The following is a 16,882-nucleotide window of genomic DNA, read 5'->3' on the forward strand; positions in this document are numbered from 1 at the left end:
GTCACTCGCCCGCGTTCACGGGCCGGTAGATCCGCGGATCGGTGGCGCGCATCGTGGTCGAGACGTTGTGCTGGTTGAAGCCCTTGAAGCCGCCGCGCCGGGCCAGGTTCTCCAGGTGCGATCCGGCGGCGCCGAGCCTGGCGAACTCCTCCGCGGTCTCCTCGCTGATCTGCCCGTCCGCGACCAGCTCGGCCAGCCGCAGCTGGCGCACCGGCCACCGCTCCGCCTCGGTGAAGGCCTGCCGCAGGTGCGGGAAGTCGGAGAACGGCTTCATGTGGCCGACCCCGAGCACCCCGAGGTCGACCCGCAGCCGGTCGAAGTCGAACTGCCCCTCCAGGTGGTGCATGCCCGCCGCCAGGACCGACTCGCCGTGCAGCGCGCACCACAGGCCGACCGTGCCGAGCTTGCCGCCCTCCGCCGGATCAACCGGTGCCAGTTCAACGGTGGCGAAGTCCAGGTCGACGTCCTCCGGGTTGAGGTCGACGTCGGCGAAGATCACTCCACCACAGCCGGGGTGCTCCAGCACCTGCGCGCCCCACCCGGCCTCCGCGCCCGCGTAGAAGCGCTCCCGCACCCCGAAACCCAAGGTCGTGAGCAGGGTGATCACCTGGTCGAAGCACGCCCGGCTGGACCGGAACGTGTGGTGGTCGTTGTTGCCCCAGCCCAGGCCGAGCCGGTCCTGCCGCGAGTGCTGGAGCACCGCGGCCGTGTTGCGCCGCTGCCAGTACTGCCGCTCCAGCTCCAGGAAGTAGCTCGCCGCGAGGTCCGCGCCGACGAGCTTCACCACCTGGCCCATCAGCTCCGTCGCCGCCCGCACCTCCTCGCGCCCGCCGAAGCCGCGCGGGCGCTCCGCCAGCAACCGCCACGCCTGCGCCGAGCGCAGCACCTCGCCCGGGTCGAACTCCTGCGGTGTGACACCGCACGACCACGACCGGCGCTCCACCCCGGCGATCACCACCGGGTCGTTCCCGGAGACCACGGCGCTGCGGAAACCCGACCGCGGGCTGCCCTGCACGCCGGCCGTCGAGCCTTGCGCGACCGCGAACACCCCCGCGTCGTCCACCCGCAACGCGACGCCACGGCGGTCGCTGGGCACGATCGCGGGCAGCTGCGCGCCGGGGTGCCGCCACAGGTCGGGCTGCACCTCGACGTAGCCGACCTCGATCAGCTGCTCGTCGGAGACCGGTCCGCCGATGTGGTCCAGCCAGTCCTGCAACCGCGTCGACGTCCGCGCTCCCAGACTCCGCGCGAGCGCCGACAGCCGCGGGCTGTTGAGCACCGCCGCGTCCACGAGCTCGTCGACCAGGGCCTCCGCCCTCGGTTGCAGCTCCCACCGGAACTCCGCCATCACCACTCCTAAACGCAGTTGAGTTCGGGCCGGTGCGCGTCTGTGCCGAAGCGCTGGGCGCTCAGGCCGGCGACGTCGATCACCGGAGTTCGTCGGAGGTACAGATCGCGCACCACCTCGCCGACCGCGGGCCCCTGGAGGAACCCGTGCCCGGAGAAGCCGGTGGCGTACAGGAATCGGCCGACCGAGGCCTCCTCGCCGATCAGCGCGTTGTGGTCGGGCGTGACCTCGTAGAGCCCGGCCCAGCCCGAGGCCACGCCGACGTCCAGCAACCGCGGCGCCCGGCGTCGGATGGCCTCGCTCAGCGCAGGAAGCCACGCGTCGTCGCGGTGCAGGTGGAACCCGGGCTCCTGGTCGGGATCGGACATGCCCATCAGCAGGCCGGAGCCCTCGCGGTGGAAGTAGAAGGTGCTCGCGAAGTCGATGGTGAACGCCAGCTCGGGAGGCAGGCCGGGGACCGGCTCGGTCACCAGGACCTGCCGCCGCAACGGCGTCACCGGCAGGTCCACCCCGGCCATCTCGCCCACCTGCCGAGACCAGGCGCCCGCCGCGCAGATCACCGTGTCCGTGGCGATCGAGCCCCGATCGGTGTGCACCGCGCGGACCTCGCCGCCCGTGGTCTCGATGCCGGTGACCGTGACGTGGGTGCGCAACCGCGCACCCAGCCGCCGCGCGGCCGTGGCGTAGCCGAGCACGACCGACTCCGGCGTGCAGTGCCCGTCCTCCGGGGAGAACGCCGCCGCGATCAGCCCCTCGGTGTCGATCAGCGGCGACAGCCGCCTGGCCTCGGCGACGTCGATCATCCGGCTGGGCACGCCCAGGGAGTTCTGCAGGGCCACGTTCCGCTCGAAGGCCGCCACGTCCTCCTGGCGGGACAACAGGAACAGGTAGCCGGAGCGGTGCAGGTCGATCTCCTGCCCGGGGCGCTCGGCGAAGCGGGCGAACGCCGCGAGGCTGCGCGCGCCCAGCTCGATGTTGATCCCATCGGAGAACTGGGCGCGGACCCCGCCGGCCGCCTTGCAGGTCGAGCCCGACCCCAGCTCGGCGCGCTCCAGCAGCAGCACGTCGCGCACACCTGCCTCGGCGAGGTGGAAGGCGATGCTCGTGCCCATCACCCCGCCGCCGACGATCACCACAGTCGCATGGGAAGCGCTGGCCCTGTTCACTTCAGGACAACCGGAAGTCCAGGTCGGCGGCGACCTCGAGCACGTCCATCTGCGCCTTCTGCAACCGGCCCGAGTAGTCCCAGTTCATCGACTGCCAGCGGGTGAACTGGTCCAGCACCCACACCCCGGACTGGCGCGAGCCGTTGCCCGAACGCCCGTTGCCACCGAAAGGCAGGTGCGCCTCGGCGCCGGAGGTGGAGTTGTTGACGCTGACCATGCCCGCGCCGATGCCCTCGCGGAAGCGGAACGCCTTCGCCGGGTCGGTCGTGTAGATCGAGCAGGACAGGCCGTAGCCGGGCAGGTTGCCCAGCTCGATCGCCTCCTCCAGCTCGCGGTAGGTCGTCACGCCGACCAGCGGGCCGAAGGTCTCCTCCAGGAAGATCCGGTCGCCGGAGCGCACCCCGTCCACGATCACCGGGTGGTAGAACAGCCCGGCCTCGGGATCGCCGACGAAGTCCTTGCGCGGGTTGGCCGAGGTGATCCGCCCCGTGCCGGTCGACCCCAGCACCCGGTGGTGCTCAGCGATCCACCCCAGGTGCCGTTCGTGGTTGTCGGCGAAGCGCTGGTCCAGTAACGGCCCGAAGAGCACGTCCTGCGCTGGATCGCCCACGCGCGCCGCTTCGGTCGCCGCGACCAGGCGGTCCAGGAACTCCGCGTGCACCGACTCGTGCACGATCGCGGTGCCCAGCGAGGTGCAGCGCTGCCCGGCGGTGCCGAACCCGGAGAACAACGCGCCCTCCACGGCCAGCTCCAGGTTCGCGTCCTCGGTGACCACCATCGGGTTCTTGCCACCCAGCTCCAGGCACGGGGTCTGCAGGTGACGGCCGCACAGCTCACCGATGCGCGAGCCGACCTCGCTCGACCCGGTGAACCCGACCTTCTGCACCAGCCCGTGCTCCAGGGACCGCTCCAGCCCGCTGAAGGTCTCCGGCCCCTCGGCGAAGACCAGGTTCAGCACGCCCTCCGGGAGGCCACCCCGGGTGAACAGGTCGAACACCGCCTTCGCGCTGGCGGAGGCGTACTCGGCGGGCTTCCACACCACCGCGTTGCCGCACAGCAGCGCGGGCACCAGGTACCAGGACGGCACCGCGACCGGAAAGTTCCCCGCGGTGATCACCGCCGCCACGCCGACCGGGGCGCGGAAGGTGAACAGCTGCTTGTCCGGCATCTCCGACGGCACGGTCTGCCCGTACAGGCGGCGGCCCTCACCCAGGAAGAAGTCGCAGGTGTCGACGATCTCCTGCACCTCACCGCGCGCCTCCGCCAGCGGTTTGCCGATCTCCCGGGTCACCAGCCGCGCCAGCGCGTCGGCGTTGGCCGAGACCAGGCGGCCGATGTTGGCGATCACCTGGCCGCGCACCGGGGCCGGGACCCCGGCCCACTCGCGCTGCGCCGCCCTGGCCGCCTCCGCCGCCCGGACGAAGGTGCCCGCGTCACCCAGCTCGACCTCGGCGACCAGGTCGGCGGTGTCGGCGGGGCTGGTCGAGCGGTACACGGTGCTTCCCGGGACGGGGGTGCCTGCGACAACGGAGGCGAGACGAGACACGGGGAGTCCTTCCTTGGGCGTCACCCCACCTTGGCGGCGCGGGCCGACGCGGCCAAGAGGGAGCAGACCGCGAGCTGATGGCCTTGAGCGTAAGTTGTGCTGATGCTCAACCCGTTGCACCTGCGCACGCTGTCCGCCGTGGTGCGCACCGGGTCCTTCGCCGAGGCCGCCCGCGAGCTCGGATACACCCCATCGGCGGTGTCCCAGCAGATCTCCGCACTCGAACGCGCGATCGGCATCCCGTTGTTCGAACGCGCCGCGCACAGCGTCCGCACCGCCGACGCCGCCCGGTTCATCGCCGAACGCGGCGCCGAACTCCTGGCCGCGCTGGAAGGACTGGAGGAGGAGATCGGCGCGTTCACCTCCGGGCGGCTCGGACGATTGCGTTTGGGCACCTTCCCGACCGCCGGTGCGCGCGTCGTGCCGCACGCCATCGCGAGCCTGACCCGCGACCGGCCGGAGGCGGAGATCCTGCTCGACGAGAACGAGCCGGACGACTGCCTGCCCGCAGTGCTGCGCGGCGACCTCGACATCGCGCTGGTCTACGCCTACGACCTGGTGCCCCGCAGCTGGCCGGACGAGCTGACGGCAACGCCGTTGCTGGACGAGACCCTCGTCGTTCTGCTGCCCACCGACCACGCCGCGACGCGTGGTGACCGCGTCCGGCTGGAGTCCCTGCGCGAAGCGACGTGGATCGCCAGCCGCGACGGGTCAGCGGGCTCGACGTGCCTGTTGCGGCTGTGCGCCGCCCATGACTTCGTTCCGCGCATCGCCTACCGCAGCAACGACTATGACGTGGTCCAGGGCCTGGTCTCGGCGGGTGTCGGAGTCGCTCTGGTTCCCGCGTTGGGCCATCAGCCCGCCAACGACCTCCGCGCGCTGCGCCCTGCCGGTGATCCCGTGCGGCGCAGCGTCCTGGCCCTGCACCGCACCGCGAACACCAATCCCCTGCTGGTCCCCGCGTTGGCGGCCTTGCAGGCCGCGTGCCGGGCGGTGGCAGGGGAATTCCTCACGCCGGCGGGATCTCGTTGAGGTCGTGGAAGATCTGCTTCCCGGCGGCGCGGGCGATGCGGACCATCTCATCGGCGCCCTGGGAGGACAGCCCGCCGATGCGGAGAACGGCGTCGCAGCGCGCGGGCAGCCGCTCGGCGTAGGGCGTCGAACGCCGCATCGCCGACCTTCGTGGACCCGGCGAGCACCGACAGCGGCAGCGCGGCCTCGTGCATGGCCGTGACGTTCGCGGCGAGCTTGGCCGGGTCGTCGCCGGTGCCCGACCGGTACGGGCCTGCGACCAGGATCATCAGGTGTGCCATGGGGTTCTCCTCGGTCAGGCCAGGTGGACCGTCGCGCCCGCCGCGCGCAGGGCGGCCAGCGTCTCCGGACCGTTGGGGTGGGTGGACTCCTCCGCCGCGGCGGAGTCGGTGACGAAGTGGTGCACGGCGTCGAGCCCGGCGATGCGGCTGAAGGCCCGGGTGCCGAGCTTGGTCGCGTCGGCGACGGCGATCGTGCGCTCCACCCGCGTGAGCGCGAGCCGCTTCACCTCGGCGTCCTCCACGGAGAACTCGGAGTAGCCGTCCTCGGCGTGCACGCCGCCCAGCGACAGCACGAACGCGTCGAAGCGCAGGTCCGCCAGCGCGTGCAAGGTCAGCGGCCCGACCAGCGACTCCTCGGCGGGGCGCGGCTCACCGCCGACGATCAGCACCCGGATGCCCGGGACGTCGGCCAGGCGCGCTGCTGCTTGGAGGCTGAGCACGGCGGCGGTCACCGGGCCTAGTGTGTCGAGCTGAGTCGCGAGGTGGACGGTGTCGTTCCCCGCGTCGAGCAGCGCGGTCTCGCCTGAAGTGATCATCTCGGCGTTCAGCTCGGCTATGCGGTCCTTCGTGGCGCGCTGCCACCGCGCACACGCGTGACGAGGCCCTGCTCCCGCAAGGAGTCCAGGTCGCGTCGGACGGTCATCTCCAAGACGCCGAGCCGTTCGGCCAGGTCAGCGACGGAGATCCGGCCCGCCACCTGAACGATCCGAAGTGCGGCGGACGACGAGGTCGACGGCTCGACGCATGGCCGCTCGCACCTGCTCCGGAGAGCCACCACCGCGCAGGCTGTCGAGCGCGGCCGCGTTGATCGCCCCCAGCAGCGCTCCGACCAGCGCGATCGCGTCGACCCGGTCGAGTTCGTCGGCGTAGGCGCGGTGCAACGCCTCGGCCATCTCCGTCTGCCCGGCCACCATCCGCTGCATGAGGCCCGTCTGCAGCGCGGGAACCGTGGCGATCAGGTTGGCGCGCACCGCCGCGAGACCGCTCGGAAGGTCGTTCTCCCAACTGTTGGCGATCATCCGCTCGGCTGCCTCTGCCAGGGCTTCGCCCACGGACGCGCCGGGCCGGGTTTCGGCGAGCGCGCGCACACCGAGGTCGATCCGCGTCTGGGCATTGGCCAGCAGCAGGTCCTCCTTGCTCGGGAAGTGCAGGAAGAACGTGCGCGTGGACAGGTCGGCAGCCGCGGCGATCTCGGCGACCGTCGTCTGCTCGTAGCCCTTGCGCTCGAACAACTCCGCCGCCGCCTCGACGATGGCGGCACGCGTGCGCTGCTTCTTGCGCTCCCGGCGGCCCAGTTCCTCGACCATGCACGGCAGGTTACTACACCCATGGCACTGATACTGTCGATGCATTGATTCATCGAGTGCACTGAAATGGAGGCGGCTGCCATGGGATCCCTGAGCGGACGGGTCGTGCTCATCACCGGGGCCGGGCGGGGCATCGGCAGGGAAGAAGCCCTCTACTTCGCCGCCGAGGGCGCGAAAGTCGTCGTCAACGACCCGGGCGTCGCCCCGGACGGCTCCGGCGGTGACCGCGCTGTGGCGGCAGCGGTGGTCAAGGAGATCACCGCCCGCGGCGGAGCCGCCGTGGCCAACACCGACAGCGTCAGCGACTTCGACGGTGCGCGCCGCGTGGTGGAAGCGGCCGTCGACGCCTTCGGCGACCTGCACGTCGTGATCAACAACGCGGCCGTGCACCGGGACGCTCCCCTGGTCGGCGTGACCGAGGACGCCTTCGACGCCGTCGTCGCGGTGAAGCTGAAGGGGACCTTCGCGGTCAGCCACTGGGCGGCGCGCCACTGGCGGGCGAGGTGGGAGTCCGGCGACCGCGTCGACCGGGCGATCATCAACACCTCGTCGGGCTCGGGGCTGCTCAACCCGTTGCCCGCGCACTCCAACTACGCCGCGGCCAACGCCGGTGTCGCCGCGCTGACCGTCGTGAACGCCCTCGAACTCGGCCGCTACGGAGTGCGGGTGAACTGCCTGTCCCCGTCGATGGCGCGAACCCGGCTCACCGCCACCGTGCCGGGCATGGGCCAGATCCCCGAGGAAGGCGCCTTCGACCCGCTGCACCCCGGCGTCTGCGCTCCCGTCGCCGCCTACCTCGCGGCTGAGGACTGCCCGATGACCGGGCAGGTCCTGTCGGTTCGCGGCGGCTCGGTCGCGATCAATCAGGGTTGGTCGCGCGGCGCCCAGATCGCCAAGGACGACGCGCCGTGGACCGTGGCCGAACTCCGCACGGCCCTGGCCGAACTCCCCCGTGACGACGTGTTCGACTCGCTCGGCACCGCCCTCGGCGGCGCACTCGGGTCCGGCGGACGGGACAAGCTCCAGCAGATGATCAACGCGCTGCTCGACCGCTAGTCCGGGAAAGAAAATGGCCGCTGGGGGCCGATCCTCCCCAGCGGCCGGGTGACGCGGCGGTCAGGCGCGCTAGGTTGCCTTCCCCCGCATCCACCACCGCTTTTTCGCGGTGACGCGAACGCGGCGGCCGGTGCGCATGGCCCGCTCACGGCGGTAGGCGACCTCGGCCTTGACCTGTTCCTGGTTCCACATGTCCACGTCGGACCCCTTCGCTCTCGGTGTGAGCACAAGAGTCGCCGTAAGGCGTGGGGCCGGACATCGGATGATCACGTACATCGGGCCTTACGAGCCCTTACATACGACCGTTCGGGCCCCCTTACCCGACACGCGAGGGGGCCCGAACGGCCATGGTGGTGTCACGATCACGCCCCACCAATGGCGCAACGCCAGGAGGGCGCCCCTGCCGCACCCTGCTGCCGTCATCGTGACAACCCGACCGGAAAGTCCACAGTGGACCTCCGGGAGGCTTGTTGTTGAACGTGAAACAAGCATGCGCCCGCCATGCTCGGTTACCGAAGCGGAAACACCTGTTCGTTAGCGATTCGTGGCTGGATCACACCCGCGCTCACGTCCACCGGGTCGGCACCTCGAGCCCCCGTTTGACCACGTCGAAGACCGGCATCGTGTCGTAGCGGCGGACGTTGTCGTCGCTGAGGAACAGCTGCGCGGCGACCTCCCGGCAGTGCGCGATCCCCGACGCCACGAGCAGCAGCGCGTAGTCCCACTTCCCGGCGAGCGAGTAGCACTGCTGCACCTCCGGCAACCCGCGCACGCGCTCGGTGAACCGGCGGTGGTGCTCGACGGACTCCCGCTCCAACGCCACCAGCACCAGCGCGAACATCGTCTGCCCGACCACGTCGGGGTCCAGCACCGCGATCTGCCGCTGCAGCAACCCGCTCTCCCGGTACCGCGACAGCCTGCGCTGCACGGCGCTCGGGGACAGGCCGACCGCCTCGCCCAGCTCGTGCAGCGTCCGCGCCGCGTCCTCCTGGACAAGAGCGAGCAGGCGGTGGTCGACGTCGTCCAGCGGTGCTCCCACGCAAAAATTGTGCGTGCGGGCGGGCGAACTTTCAATCGGGCCCCGCCCCGCTTCGATTAGCGTCCTCGATCGTGACCACCCCCGCGCTGGACCTCGCAGGCATCGAACGCGCGAGCAAGGAGATCGACCCGGTCTTCCGGGACAGCCCGCAGTTCGTCGAGGAGAGCCTCAGCGCGCTGCTCGGCCGCCAGGTGCTGGTCAAGCTGGAGACCGCCAACCCGCTGCGCTGCTTCAAGGGCCGCGGCGCCGACACCTTCGCCGCCCGGGTCCCGAGCGATGTCGAGCTGGTCTGCGGCTCGGCGGGCAACTTCGGTCAGGCGCTCGGCTACGTCGGCCGGTCCAGGGGCATCCCGGTGCGCGTGTACGTCGGCGAGGACGTCAACCCCGACAAGCTGGCCAGGATGCGGGCCCTCGGCGCGCACGTCGTCGTCTCCGGCCCGGACTGCGACGGCGCCAAGGACGAGGCCCGCGCCTACGCCGCCGAGGCGCCCGGCAGGCTCTTCGTCGAGGAGGGCGCCGAGAGCGCCATCGCCGAGGGCAACGGCAGCATCGGCGTCGAACTGCTCGCCGCCGGCAGCTTCGACACCGTCGTGGCGCCGGTCGGCGACGGGGCGTTGATCTCCGGCCTCGCGGCCTGGATCAAGCACCACTCGCCGCAGACCCGCGTCGTCGGCGTGTGCGCCGCCGGAGCACCGGCGCCCGAACGCAGCTGGCGCGCCGGTACGGCCGTGGCGACCGACTCCGTCAACACCATCGCGGACGGCATCGCCCTGCGGCGCCCCGTCATGGACGCCGTCGACCGCATGCGCACCCTCGTCGACGACATGGTCCTGGTGAGCGAGTCCGCGCTGCTCAAGGCGATGGGCCTGGCCGCCCGCACGGTCGGCGTGCTCCTCGAACCGGCGGGCGCCGCGACCCTCGCCGCCCTGACCGAACACGACATCCCCGGCGAGCGCGTCGCGATCGTCCTGACCGGCGCCAACCCCCGCCCCGAGCACGTCCGCGCCGCCCTGCTCACCACGTGACGCCCGAGGAGTCGCCACCCTTGCCCGTTCAGGATCAAACCTGCGTCTTCTGCGCCGTCGCCGCCGGGAACGCGCCCGCCACCGTCGTGCGGGAATGGGAGGACGTGATCGCCATCCGGCCCCGCCCCTGCGGCGTGAACGACGGCCACGTGCTGGTCATCCCTCGAACCCACGTCGCGGACGCGAGCGTCGACCCGGCGGTGTCCGGGCGCGTCATGACCTGCGCCGCGGAGCTGATGGCCGAGCACGAGGCCGCCAACATCATCACTTCCCGCGGAGCCGCGGCGACGCAAACCGTCTTCCACCTCCACATCCACGTGGTCCCCCGCGAAGAAGGCGACGGCCTGCCATTGCCCTGGACGCCTCAGCAGACTGCCGGAGGTGCGCGGTGAGTTCTGCCCTGAACGTGGTCTGGGCCCGCGAGCCGATCCCCACCGGCCCATCGGTCTTCCTCGCCGGGCCGACCCCGCGCGCCGGCCGTGAGGTCCCGTCCTGGCGACCCGCCGCCGTCGAAGCGCTGGCACAGCGATGGACGGGACCAGAACCGTTGATCGTCTTCACGCCGGAGTCACGCGGCGGCAAGCGGGCCGCCCACTACGACGACCAGGTCGACTGGGAGATCTCCGCCCGCGCGACCGCGACCGCGATCCTGTTCTGGATCCCCCGAGATCTGCGCACCCTGCCCGGCTTCACCACCAACGTCGAGTTCGGCCTGGATGTCGGCACCGGTCGCGCCGTGCTCGGCTGCCCACCCGACTGCCCGAACCCCGAGCGCAACCGCTACCTGATCTACGTGGCCCGCCGCCACGGAGTGCCGGTGTGCGAGACGCTGGAGGACACCGTCGCCGCAGCCCTCGCGCTCGTCACCGCTCAGACCACCTAAAGCGCGAGCGGGTAATCCACCCTGATGTTGCGCAGCGGCTTCTGCTCGACATCGATCCACCGCGGTGGAATGAAGCTCGGTATCCCCTGCTCGAAAACGATCCTCCACTCCTGCTCGTGCATCACGTGATGGTGATGCACGCAGAGCAGGACGAGGTTGCCGAGGTCGGTGGGTCCGCCGTCGATCCAGTGCCACACGTGGTGGGCTTCCGTCCACCCCGGTGGCCGATCACAGCCCGGGAACGCACACCCCTTGTCCCGCACCGCCAACGCCTTGCGCTGGGCCACCGAAGCGGTCCGTCGTTCCCGCCCCAGATCGAGAGGTTCACTGTTCCAGCCGAGGACGGTGGGGAGGATCCCGGCGTCACAGCACATCTGCCGCACCAACCCCGCCGACACCCGATCACCGGTAGCGGTAGTGCCGCTACCGAGCATCGCCAGGAGTCTCTCGAAGTCCATCGTCACCACCACGGTGGGGCGTCGTCCCCCGGTCTCGGGGAGATCCCCGGTCGCCATGGCCAGGTCGATGACCTCCTCGAACGCATCGGCATACCGCTGCCCGGACGTTCGGGGGTCTTTCTCCCCGTCGACGGTGCGCGGCTTTGCCAGCGCATCGAGGACAGTTTTGATCTTCTGTCCGGCGATGAGCGGGAAGACGCCCTTGAGGTGCAGCGACCCGTCCTGATCACTGGCCATCCGCAACTCACGGCGAGCCACCGCCTCCTGTTCGTCGCGGAAGGTGCCGTCCGGGTCGAGGACACTGCGCAAGTACTTACCCGTGAGCATCAGATCACGCGGATGCATCGTCGGCGCCACCCGCGCCAGGTACTGCTCGGCTTCCTCACGACGCTCAGACGGGATGCGGTTGACCGCGTCGGCGATCACCAGCGCGTGTCGACCACTGATCTCCCCGGCATACATCCGCTCCCGCGTCGCGGGCAACGCGGGGAGTTCGTGCACCAACCGGGCACGCCGCTGCGCCTCGGCAGGTTCGAGTTTCACCTTCGACCGCAACAGCACCGCGAGGTTCTTGCAGCTGTGCGCGGTGTGCAGGCCCTGGGACTCCGCCTCGGTCGCGGTATCAGTAGCCGCGGCGAGAACCAACGCCGCCACCGTCTCCCAGTCCTGCAACCGCTCCACCAACCCGTCACCGGTGGACTTATAGTCATCGGCCTGCGCGAGATGGCGTTTCATCAAGTGGATCAATGCCTTGGGATTCACCACGTTCACCCCCCTTCCGACTCTCTTCCATTGTCCCAAAATGAAAGATCGACATCGAATCCCGAGAGGGCGAATTCCCAGGCGCGACAACAGTTTTCATACCCCAGTCCATTGTGGACAAAGTCAGGTTCCAGCAAACGCAAGCCGCAAACGGAATCGAGGCTTTACCTGGGGTGCGCGTGCCATACGCTTCCCGCGAGGGCCGGAGTTTCATCCCGTGCCCCCGAGAGGCCCACGGGCACGCGCAAGGTGCCCCAGGTCAAGCCGACCCCACGCTGAAACCGGCCTAGCGAGCACGACGCATCGCCGCGAGCAGCGCGCGACGAATTCGAGTGGAGCGGACGGCCTCCGGAGTTGCGGCGCTGCCACCACGCGTTGTTTTCCAAGCGCTGCAGGGAGAAGCCCCTTACCTCCACGGCGGCGCGGAGAGGGGCGAACAGCGGCGGGTCGGGCGGCGAGACGCTGAAGGTCCACCCTGACCAGGGGTCCTGCGGGGTGCGGCGGGTCCAGTGGAACTCGACCTGCGCGTAGCCGTGGGTCAGCGAGGTGCGGCCACGGGCGACCACGAAGTCGGAACCGAGGATCGACGCGACCTCCTCGGGCGTGCGGCAGGCGTCAGCGCCGTGCACGGTGCCCGAGGTGATCACATCGACCAGGTAGTCCACGACAGCAATCCAAGTCGGACGGCTACGCCGTGGGGGCCACCTAGAGCAACCTGAGCTGCGTCGCCTTGCGGCGCGGCGGGTTCGCCTCACCGAAGCGCTGCACCACCTCCGGGCCCAGATCGGCCAGGAACGGCGACGGCGGCATCGGGCGGGACGTGCCCTGGCGAACGCGCTGCGCGGCGTGGCTGAGGTAGAGGTGCCGCTGAGCTCGGGTCATGCCCACGAAGAACAGCCGCCGCTCCTCGTTCTCCTCCTCCGGGTCCGGGTCGGCGCCCGGCCACCGCAACGGCAGCAGCCCGTCCTCGCAGCCGACCATGAACACCACCGGGAACTCCAAACCCTTCGCGGCGTGCAGCGTCAGCAGCGCCACCAGGTCGGCCTTCGGGTCCCACGTGTCGACCTCGGCGCCCAGCGCGATCTCGGTGCGGAAGCGCTCCAGGTCGTCGCCGCAGCGCCGCGCCAACGGGGTGAGCAGGTCGACGGCCGCGTGCGTCTCCGCCCTCGCCGCCCGGTGGATCCGCTCCAGCACGCTGCCGGACGTGCCCTCGAAGTGCAGCTCGCGGACGATCTCCCGGACCCCGGGACGGTCGGCGAGGCGGTCGTGGGAGCGCTTCTGGAACGGCACACCCGCCCTGGTCAGCGCCTCCATGATCGCTTTGGCCTGGGCGTCGGTGCGGTAGAGCACGGCGAAGTCGGCGAAGCCCAGCCCCTCGGTGCCGTCGCCGGTGACGCGGCCGCTGTCGAGCGAGTGGAACGACGAACCGCCCAGCAGCTGGTCGATCGTGCGTGCGACGAACGCGGCCTCACCGTGCTCGTCGGAGGCGTGGTGCAGGCCGATCAGCGCGGGCTCGGGGTGGTGCCCCGCGGCGGTCAGCTCGCGCCCGGGGACGAGCGTCGTCGGCGTGATCGCCCGCACCGCCCCGGCCAGGATGTGCGGCCCGGAGCGGTAGTTGCGGGTCAGCTGCACCGTTCGCGCGCCGGGGTAGTCCTGCTGGAACCGCAGGAAGAAGCCGACGTCGGCACCGCGGAAGCGGTAGATCGCCTGGTCCGGGTCGCCGATCGCGGTCAGGTTGCCGTCCTCGGGCGCGAGCAGCCGCAACAGCCGGTACTGCGTCTCGTCCACGTCCTGGTACTCGTCGACGGAGATCCACTGGAAGCGCTCGCGGTAGTGCGCCGCGACCTCCGGTTCGGACTCCAGCAGCCGCACCGGCAACGTGATCAGGTCGTCGAAGTCCACGAGGTCCTTCGCGCGCAACGCCTTCGTGTAGCGATCGGCGAGCGCCGCGTCCTGCGGCAGTTCGGACAGCGCGCGTTTGGCCGCCCCTTCGTCGTCGAGCAGCTCGGTCAGCACGCTCAGCTGCGCGGCCTCGTCGGCGATGCCGAAGCGCGAGGTCAGGCCGACGCGGGCGTGTTGCTCGCGCAGGATGCGCACGCCGAGCGAGTGGAACGTGGCGATGGTCAGCTTCGGCGCGTGCCCGGGGACGAGCGCGGTGAGGCGTTCGGCCATCTCCTCGGCGGCGCGGCGGGTGAACGTGATCGCCAGGCACCGCTCCGCGGGAACACCGCACGCGGTGACCAGGTGGGCGATCTTGTGGGTCAGCGTGCGGGTCTTGCCCGTGCCCGGACCGGCGATGATCAGCGATGGGCCCTCGGTCAGCTCGGCCGCCGCGCGCTGGTCCGGGTCGAGCCCGCCCAGCAGTATGCCGTCGGAGACCGGAGCCGGACGCGCGGGCTCCTCGGCGACGGGAGCCGAGGCGGGCGCCGCGCAGGCCTTGGGCTCGGGAGCGGGCTCCGGAGCAGTGCGGGCGCTCGACCCCGCAAGCGGGTCTTCGATCTCGACGTCGAACAGGCTCAGCGTCGCCTTGGACTTCGCGCGGTGCAGCTCCCCCGGCTCGAAGAGCTTGATCACGCCGTACTCGCCGTCGAAGCCGGAGTGGCGGATCACCTCGCCCCGGCGGAGCCTGCCGATCGCCTCACCGACCAGGGACGAGGACGCGGCGAGGTCGTCGAGGGGCACATCGTCCAAAATGGACAGCTCTGGACCGTGGGCCGCGGTCAGCGCGGCGACCTCGGCCTCCACCTTCTTGCTCTTCGGGCCGACGCCCAGGATCTCGCTCATGATCTCCGGGAGCGGGATCAGGTTGCGGAACCCCGCGGCGCCCTCCGGCCGCGTCCCGTAGGGCCGGTCGGCCAGCTCGGAGATCCGGTTCAGCACGCCGACGGTCAGCGGCTTGCGGCACTCCGGGCAGATCGCGTTGTGCTCGCGGGTCTGCGCGGGCTCCATCCGCACGTCGCACTTGCGGTGCCCGTCGAGGTGGTACTTGCCCTCCTCGGGGAAGAACTCGACCGTACCGCCGAAGCCGTCGCCGGTCTCCAGCGCGCGGCGGATCGCGAAGTAGTCCATGCCGGTGTCGAAGACCGTCGCCTCGCGCCCGAGCATCGGCGGGGAGTGCGCGTCGGAGTTGCTGACCAGCCGGTACTTGTCCAGCCCGGACACCTGCCAGTTCATCGCCGGATCGCTGGACAGGCCGGTCTCCACGGCGAAGATGTGGTCGGCCAGGTCCGCATAACAGTCGGCGATCGCGTCGAACCCGGACTTCGAGCCGAGCACCGCGAACCACGGCGTCCAGATGTGCGCGGGCACCAGGTACCCGCCGGAGCCGCTGGACAGCGTGATCTCCAGCAGGTCGCGGGAGTCCAGGCCGAGGATGGGGCGGCCGTCCGAGCCCAGGTTGCCGATCCGGCCCAGTCGCGCGTTGAACTCCGCGGCCGACTCGAAGTCCGGCATGTAGATCAGGTGGTGCACCTTGCGGGTGCGGTCGCCGCGCTTGTAGATCGTGGAGATCTCCACCGAGAGCATGTAGCGGACCTCGCCGCCGGTGCAGCTCGGCGGCACGGTGCGGCGGATGTCGCGGTCCATCTCCTCGCGCATCCGGAACAGCCCCGGCTCCGCGGGCACCAGGCACTCCCGCAGGTGCGCGAACCACGCGGGATGGGTGAAGTCACCGGTCCCGACGAGGGAGATCCCTTTGAGGCGCGCGTACTTCGTCAGGTGGTGCAGGTCGCAGTTGCGGCTGCACGCCCTGGAGTACTTGGAGTGGATGTGCAGGTCGGCGTAGAAGCGCACGGGCGTGATCCTTTCAGGTCCCTCCGACAGCCCCGCGCACTGGCAGGATCTGGTCCATGACACAGGATTCCCGGTCCCTGGTCGGCCCGGTGCTGATCAGCTCCCGCACCTTTGGCAACTACCTGAGCCAGTTCGCTCTCACCGAGTCCGACCTGCTGGCCGGACCGGTGCTGGACTGCCCGGGCGGGGCCAGCGACTTCGCTGCGGAACTGCGCTCGCGGGGCGGGCGGGTGGTCAGCGTCGACCCGTCCTACGACCTCTCCGTGACAGCCCTCACCGAGCGGATCGACGCGGGGCGGGCGCAGGTCACGGAGTGGGCCAGGACGCAGCCCGAGCGCTTCTCCTTCGACGAGAACGGCGTCTGGGAGCACTCGCCGGTGTGGGAGGGGTCCGCGCGGAGGTTCCTCGCGGACTTCACCAGGGACAGCGCCGAGGGCACCGGCCACTACCGCGCGGCGCTGCTGCCGAACCTGCCGTTCGCCGACAACAGCTTCGCGCTGGCGGTCTCGGGATTCCTGCTGTTCACCTACGCCGACCAGTTCGACTACGCGTTCCACCTCGCGGCCGTCCGGGAGCTGCTGCGGGTGGCGTCCGAGGTCCGCCTGCACCCGCTCAACGACTCCTCCGCCGCGCCCTACCAGGACCTCGACCGGCTGCTGGGCGACCTGGACGGCGTCTCGGCCCGAGTGCTCACGGTCCGGGGGACGACCGACCCGCAGGAGAATCGGACGTTGGTGTTGACCAGGTGATCGCGGCACCACTCCCGTGGTGATCACTCACCACAGGAGTGGTGCCGCTCGATCAGCTTCACGTCAACGAGGTCCTTCGGACGGCCGAGGGCCTTCTTCCAGCTCAGCACGTACTCCAGCGGGGCGAATGGCACTCCGTTGATCATCTCCGCCGCCGCGATGAGCTCCTCCGGTACCAGAAAGTGCTCTCCGGATCGCCAGGTGTCGTAAGCCTCGTAGACCCCGATCGACAGACAAGAGCTGCCGCCGACCTGAGTCTTTTCCGCCCAGCCTGCTCGCTTCAGGGATTGGTAGAGCTCAGTGGTCACGAAGAGGTCGACGTCGGCCGTCTCCCGTATGCCGTGAGCTGCCAGAGGACCGCTTCCGAAGACGACGTACTGACCTGGTGGCAAACTCAGGGTTCTGACGGCCTGGAAGATGTCCACCCGCGCGAACCTA

18 protein-coding genes and 1 pseudogene are annotated in these 16,882 nt (G+C 70.5%); 6 read left to right on the forward strand and 13 right to left on the reverse strand.

Features of this window, described 5'->3' with window-relative positions; translation table 11 throughout:
- Position 1 precedes the first annotated feature (1 nt).
- The 3 genes from BLT28_RS08780 to BLT28_RS08790 are packed head-to-tail and all read right to left on the reverse strand — an operon-like array spanning position 2 to position 4,060.
- Positions 2-1,348, reverse strand: a complete 1,347-nt coding sequence (locus BLT28_RS08780) for a hypothetical protein (RefSeq protein ID WP_030432960.1) — start codon at positions 1,346-1,348, stop codon at positions 2-4.
- 8 nt (positions 1,349-1,356) lie between these two features.
- Positions 1,357-2,484 (reverse strand): NAD(P)/FAD-dependent oxidoreductase, encoded by a 1,128-nt coding sequence (locus BLT28_RS08785; protein ID WP_269459640.1) that lies wholly within the window; start codon positions 2,482-2,484, stop codon positions 1,357-1,359.
- Between the two features lie 31 nt (positions 2,485-2,515).
- Complete coding sequence (locus tag BLT28_RS08790; RefSeq protein ID WP_030432962.1) at positions 2,516-4,060, reverse strand: aldehyde dehydrogenase family protein; 1,545 nt, start codon at positions 4,058-4,060, stop codon at positions 2,516-2,518.
- 102 nt (positions 4,061-4,162) lie between these two features.
- On the opposite strand from BLT28_RS08790, the gene BLT28_RS08795 reads away from it, so the two are divergent.
- Positions 4,163-5,092 (forward strand): LysR family transcriptional regulator, encoded by a 930-nt coding sequence (locus tag BLT28_RS08795; protein ID WP_030432963.1) that lies wholly within the window; start codon positions 4,163-4,165, stop codon positions 5,090-5,092.
- Here the strand turns inward: BLT28_RS08795 and BLT28_RS41775 are convergent.
- The 4 genes and pseudogenes from BLT28_RS41775 to BLT28_RS08810 form a co-directional block, all read right to left on the reverse strand.
- On the reverse strand, positions 5,070-5,231 hold the full coding sequence (locus BLT28_RS41775) for a hypothetical protein (protein ID WP_231950694.1): 162 nt from the start codon (positions 5,229-5,231) through the stop codon (positions 5,070-5,072). The genes BLT28_RS08795 and BLT28_RS41775 overlap by 23 nt on opposite strands.
- Before the next feature lie 156 nt (positions 5,232-5,387).
- Positions 5,388-5,936, reverse strand: a pseudogene (locus BLT28_RS08805) (DeoR/GlpR family DNA-binding transcription regulator); the annotation flags it as partial.
- Complete coding sequence (locus tag BLT28_RS42815; protein ID WP_407638798.1) at positions 5,927-6,151, reverse strand: DeoR family transcriptional regulator; 225 nt, start codon at positions 6,149-6,151, stop codon at positions 5,927-5,929. The pseudogene BLT28_RS08805 and the gene BLT28_RS42815, both read right to left, overlap by 10 nt.
- Entirely contained in the window at positions 6,045-6,680 is a 636-nt protein-coding gene (locus BLT28_RS08810; protein ID WP_030432964.1) for a TetR/AcrR family transcriptional regulator, read from the reverse strand. Before BLT28_RS08810 ends, BLT28_RS42815 begins: the two co-directional genes overlap by 107 nt.
- Before the next feature lie 81 nt (positions 6,681-6,761).
- On the opposite strand from BLT28_RS08810, the gene BLT28_RS08815 reads away from it, so the two are divergent.
- Positions 6,762-7,736: an SDR family NAD(P)-dependent oxidoreductase gene (locus tag BLT28_RS08815; protein ID WP_030432965.1), complete on the forward strand. Its 975-nt coding sequence runs from the start codon at positions 6,762-6,764 to the stop codon at positions 7,734-7,736.
- A gap of 69 nt (positions 7,737-7,805) precedes the next feature.
- Here the strand turns inward: BLT28_RS08815 and BLT28_RS42455 are convergent, their stop codons facing one another.
- Both BLT28_RS42455 and BLT28_RS08820 read right to left on the reverse strand, forming a co-directional pair.
- The gene (locus BLT28_RS42455; protein WP_269459641.1) at positions 7,806-7,934 is read right to left on the reverse strand and encodes a hypothetical protein; all 129 of its coding nucleotides are present in this window, start codon (positions 7,932-7,934) and stop codon (positions 7,806-7,808) included.
- Between the two features lie 367 nt (positions 7,935-8,301).
- Positions 8,302-8,775 (reverse strand): Lrp/AsnC family transcriptional regulator, encoded by a 474-nt coding sequence (locus BLT28_RS08820; RefSeq protein ID WP_030432966.1) that lies wholly within the window; start codon positions 8,773-8,775, stop codon positions 8,302-8,304.
- Between the two features lie 71 nt (positions 8,776-8,846).
- Here BLT28_RS08820 and BLT28_RS08825 point away from each other — a divergent pair, with 71 nt between their 5' ends.
- The 3 genes from BLT28_RS08825 to BLT28_RS41310 are packed head-to-tail and all read left to right on the forward strand — an operon-like array spanning position 8,847 to position 10,683.
- The gene (locus tag BLT28_RS08825; RefSeq protein WP_197684002.1) at positions 8,847-9,800 is read left to right on the forward strand and encodes a threonine ammonia-lyase; all 954 of its coding nucleotides are present in this window, start codon (positions 8,847-8,849) and stop codon (positions 9,798-9,800) included.
- A 20-nt stretch (positions 9,801-9,820) separates the two neighbouring features.
- Entirely contained in the window at positions 9,821-10,192 is a 372-nt protein-coding gene (locus BLT28_RS41305; RefSeq protein WP_030432968.1) for an HIT family protein, read from the forward strand.
- Complete coding sequence (locus BLT28_RS41310; RefSeq protein WP_030432969.1) at positions 10,189-10,683, forward strand: nucleoside 2-deoxyribosyltransferase domain-containing protein; 495 nt, start codon at positions 10,189-10,191, stop codon at positions 10,681-10,683. The genes BLT28_RS41305 and BLT28_RS41310 overlap by 4 nt, the downstream gene beginning before the upstream one ends.
- Here the strand turns inward: BLT28_RS41310 and BLT28_RS08840 are convergent.
- The 3 genes from BLT28_RS08840 to BLT28_RS08850 all read right to left on the reverse strand — a co-directional run bounded on the left by BLT28_RS08840 (position 10,680) and on the right by BLT28_RS08850 (position 15,695).
- Positions 10,680-11,876, reverse strand: coding sequence for an HNH endonuclease signature motif containing protein (locus BLT28_RS08840; RefSeq protein ID WP_157376061.1), 1,197 nt, complete (start codon positions 11,874-11,876; stop codon positions 10,680-10,682). The two genes, BLT28_RS41310 and BLT28_RS08840, sit on opposite strands and share 4 nt — an antisense overlap.
- Positions 11,877-12,067: 191 nt before the next feature.
- Entirely contained in the window at positions 12,068-12,568 is a 501-nt protein-coding gene (locus BLT28_RS08845) for a hypothetical protein (protein WP_030431719.1), read from the reverse strand.
- A gap of 40 nt (positions 12,569-12,608) precedes the next feature.
- Entirely contained in the window at positions 12,609-15,695 is a 3,087-nt protein-coding gene (locus tag BLT28_RS08850) for a UvrD-helicase domain-containing protein (RefSeq protein WP_030431718.1), read from the reverse strand.
- 56 nt (positions 15,696-15,751) lie between these two features.
- On the opposite strand from BLT28_RS08850, the gene BLT28_RS08855 reads away from it, so the two are divergent.
- Complete coding sequence (locus tag BLT28_RS08855; RefSeq protein ID WP_052407765.1) at positions 15,752-16,444, forward strand: class I SAM-dependent methyltransferase; 693 nt, start codon at positions 15,752-15,754, stop codon at positions 16,442-16,444.
- Positions 16,445-16,467: 23 nt separating this feature from the next.
- On the opposite strand, the gene BLT28_RS08860 is transcribed toward BLT28_RS08855, so the two are convergent.
- Positions 16,468-16,869 (reverse strand): hypothetical protein, encoded by a 402-nt coding sequence (locus BLT28_RS08860; protein WP_030431716.1) that lies wholly within the window; start codon positions 16,867-16,869, stop codon positions 16,468-16,470.
- Positions 16,870-16,882 lie beyond the last annotated feature (13 nt).

The sequence above is a fragment of the Allokutzneria albata genome (assembly GCF_900103775.1).
GTDB classification, from domain to species: domain Bacteria; phylum Actinomycetota; class Actinomycetes; order Mycobacteriales; family Pseudonocardiaceae; genus Allokutzneria; species Allokutzneria albata.

Excerpts from the sequence above, each read along its gene's own strand:
- BLT28_RS08855 (WP_052407765.1), top strand. The coding sequence starts at position 15,752 with ATGACACAGGATTCCCGGTCCCTGGTCGGCCCGGTGCTGATCAGCTCC.
- BLT28_RS08780 (WP_030432960.1), bottom strand. The coding sequence starts at position 1,348 with ATGGCGGAGTTCCGGTGGGAGCTGCAACCGAGGGCGGAGGCCCTGGTC.
- BLT28_RS08815 (WP_030432965.1), top strand. The coding sequence starts at position 6,762 with ATGGGATCCCTGAGCGGACGGGTCGTGCTCATCACCGGGGCCGGGCGG.
- BLT28_RS08840 (WP_157376061.1), bottom strand. The coding sequence starts at position 11,876 with ATGAAACGCCATCTCGCGCAGGCCGATGACTATAAGTCCACCGGTGAC.
- BLT28_RS41775 (WP_231950694.1), bottom strand. The coding sequence starts at position 5,231 with ATGCGGCGTTCGACGCCCTACGCCGAGCGGCTGCCCGCGCGCTGCGAC.
- BLT28_RS08795 (WP_030432963.1), top strand. The coding sequence starts at position 4,163 with ATGCTCAACCCGTTGCACCTGCGCACGCTGTCCGCCGTGGTGCGCACC.
- BLT28_RS08810 (WP_030432964.1), bottom strand. The coding sequence starts at position 6,680 with ATGGTCGAGGAACTGGGCCGCCGGGAGCGCAAGAAGCAGCGCACGCGT.